This window comes from Vibrio makurazakiensis, assembly GCF_050337375.1.
Lineage (GTDB): Bacteria > Pseudomonadota > Gammaproteobacteria > Enterobacterales > Vibrionaceae > Vibrio > Vibrio makurazakiensis.
Genome location: NZ_JAKJSW010000330.1, coordinates 1 through 3,161, shown reverse-complemented (window position 1 = coordinate 3,161; position 3,161 = coordinate 1). Strand labels below are relative to the sequence as shown.

General features: G+C 43.0%; 3 protein-coding genes. All 3 read right to left on the bottom strand.

Translation table 11 applies throughout. The features are described 5' to 3' along the window. Positions 1–570 precede the first annotated feature (570 nt). Positions 571–1,995 (bottom strand): amino acid permease, encoded by a 1,425-nt coding sequence (locus L4C33_RS20940; protein ID WP_428814324.1) that lies wholly within the window; start codon positions 1,993–1,995, stop codon positions 571–573. Between the two features lie 130 nt (positions 1,996–2,125). Beyond that, the gene (locus tag L4C33_RS20935; protein WP_146492050.1) at positions 2,126–2,578 is read right to left on the bottom strand and encodes a beta-galactosidase subunit beta; all 453 of its coding nucleotides are present in this window, start codon (positions 2,576–2,578) and stop codon (positions 2,126–2,128) included. A 3-nt stretch (positions 2,579–2,581) separates the two neighbouring features. Continuing rightward, positions 2,582–3,161 (bottom strand): beta-galactosidase small subunit-related protein (locus tag L4C33_RS20930; protein WP_489686455.1); only part of this gene is annotated, 580 nt, incomplete at its 5' end.

Sequence of the window (3,161 nt, the reverse complement as noted above, 5' to 3'; positions counted from 1 at the left end):
GTTAATTATAGTTGGTACAAGGTGTTAAAGGGGGAATCTTTAACCCGTGTTTTATTGTTATGTTGGTTTGGCAAACACCCATCCAATGAAGTCAGGGGKAGTTCCATTATTATTTTTATATTGAGTTATGAACTGATTCTTAGTGTTTCGTGAGTTTGTTCAGTAAATTTATTACTTGATAAGCTACGTATTGGCTAAGATTTCCATGAAAGAGGCTCTTGTTTTGCACYCGACTATTTTTAAGGTTTGTAGGGGCTTTTTGTCGTTTTTATTGTGCATAGCAGCTTGTCTCTTCAACAAGAAGATTAAAGATTAAGCATCGATAAGTTAACTCAATTTAGTCAAATGTGTGAGGTTGGGTAGGTAAATTTAGTTAATGTTTTACTTGTGATTTTTATGCGTTATTAGTTAGAGACTTAATGACTTTTATGAGAGGTTTGCTCTTGACGGAACGGCGTTTTTATTAACTTTATCTCGTCTTTAATTTTCTGGCTTCAATAAAAAAAGCGCCACGAAGGCGCTTTTAAATTATGTAATTTCAGCTGTGTTTAATTCACATGGTAACTATGGTTACGATTGCTTAGCTGTTTCTAATTTAGCTTCTTTGCCTGCTTGCTTCTTTTCAAAGCGAGAGATCCACCACCAAGCAATTGCAGAGAATACAGCCGTCATAAATACGTTGACGAAGAAGGCTTGCATTAGGTCAACACCTGTTGGGAATGCTGATGCTGTCATACTGATAACAAAGATACCGATAAGAACAGATACCACACCCATACCTTGCATACGAGTACCCATGCGGAAGTCACGTGGCGTATCGTCATGTTTTAGGCGGAATACGAAGTAAGCAACCATGATGAAGATAGGCGGTAACATTGCTGTACCAGCTGTTAGGTTGATTGCAGTGTTCATCMTGTCTTGTACAGATTCAGAACCGAAACCGTTTACAACAAGCATTAGGAATACGAAAGCGAATTGCCACCAAGCTGCGCGAACTGGAACACCGTGTTCATTAAGCTCTGTTGTTTTCTCGCCGTAAACACCTTGTGGGATTTCTGAGAAGTGGATTTTAACTGGTGCAGCTGTCCACATCATCATAGAACCGAACATAGCAACGAATAAGATAATACCAACGAAGCGACCCGTTAGAGATTGCGAAATGTCGAAGTAGTTCGCCATACCTGTGAAGATTTCAACCATACCGCCGGCATAAGTCAGTTCGTCACGTGGTACGAATACGTTTACTAGTAAAGAACCTACTGCGTACATGATACCAATCGCGATACCTGCACTGATGATTACTTTGATGAAAGACTTATGACCGCCTTTAACATCATTTAAGTAAGCTGCTGCTGTTTCTGCACCACCTGCTGCCTGGAAGATCCAGCACATGATACCTAGTGTTGCCCAGTTAATTGTTGGTGTCATTGCTTCAAGCGTGATTGGCTCTACTGGTTCATGGTTGCCACCCAGTGCCATCATTGCACCTATAACATAGATAGCGAACAGTGCGAATACGCCGTATGCCACGATCTCTGCAATCTTACCTAACCAGCTCGCGCCTTTAGTAGAAATGTGCGTTGCAGCTGCAAACAAAGCAATTGAAATTGCAGAGGTAACCACAGGAGAGAAAGCGTATTCATAACCTAACATTGCGTATGACGCGTATGAAATAACGTTAGGTAGTAATGATACGAACCAAAATAGGTTAACAAACCAGTATAGGAATGAACCTAGGTAAGCGGCTTTAGTACCGAGTGGTTTTTTAAGCCAGTCGTACATACCTGATTCAGAGTTTTTATTTGCAGATACGAATTCAGCAATAATGAATACGAACGGAATGAAGTAGACAAGAGTGGCTAGCAAAAAGATGGGTGCTGAACTTAATCCCAATTCGATGTTGTTGTTTACGATGTTACGAACGTTAAATACCGCCGCAAATGTCATGGAGAGTAGGGCAAACTTGCCTAACTTACCGCGCATAGATTCAGACATAATGTCCTCCGATGAATCACGTAATTATAGTAGTTATTGCTTTCGGCTACCTGTAGGGGGAAAGCTGAAGCTTAGTTGTTTTAGAGATGGAAGAGCCTTGAACGGCAAGGCTCTAACATGCTGCTAATTGTTATTTGTTTAGGAAGTAACCGTCTTCGATAGTCACTTTCAGCACTACTTTGCGAACTCGGTTATCACCGTGAAAGCGGTAAGCTTTGCTGTTATCAAAGATCGCGACTTGACCTTCAATCAACTCGCGAGTCTCGCCGTTACCCAGTAGGTGTTCACGGTCGGTTTCATCGCTGTAAGCTTGGGTCTGTTCAAGTTGAGACTTAGCTGCAAACTCAACGGTTTCACGACCTTCCAAGTAGTAATGAACATCGAAATAACGTCGGTTTCCGGTGAAGTTGTCTGTGTTACGAGCCACACCGTCTTCAATCATGTAAGCCAGTGAGTCACCAATCGAATACATCACGCCATCTTTGATGTTGCCGATGTTTTCAATCGCTTCTACACAGCGTTGCCATTTACGACCGTCGCGGTAAACGACTTTAAATTGCTCTAGGTTGTCTAAAACGATCATCGTTTATGCCTCGTTCTGTTGTGGTTGAGTTGCTGGCGTATTCGCCGTGAAGAACTCGTCACCAAAGTTGTGATTGATTAGGTGTTGTGCGTCGCAATCGCCTGCTTGGAATGGAATCAGAGTTAGTCCGTAGCGGAACTCATCCATGTACACGCGGTAAGAATCCAACACTTCGCTTCCCCAAGAGTTTGAGCCTAAGCCCATCACTTGGTGGTCTAGATTCAGCGTGATGTAACCGCTCTTCTCTAGCTCAATGGTATGTTGTGCTTGGTGCAGGTTTTGATTGGTGTAGAACCATGCGCTGAAGTTGATTTCTTGCTGTGGTTTTACCGCAATACCATTACCCGCGCGGCTTGAAAGCGCAGCCCAACGAACATGCTGGCGGTTGCCGTTGTTTTGCGGGAACGGATAGTTCTCGAACATGTCTGCAACCGTTGATTGGTACACATCAATCATGTTGGCATGCTTGCTGTCTTGGTAGTTCTCTTCAGGGCCGCGGCCGTAGTATTGAACCTGGTCAAAGTCGCCATTAATGCCCATATCGAAACCAATCACTGGAATCACGTGTGGGTAATCACCGTAA

Coding starts and splice junctions, on each gene's coding strand:
- L4C33_RS20935 (WP_146492050.1), bottom strand. CDS start 2,578: ATGATCGTTTTAGACAACCTAGAGCAATTTAAAGTCGTTTACCGCGAC.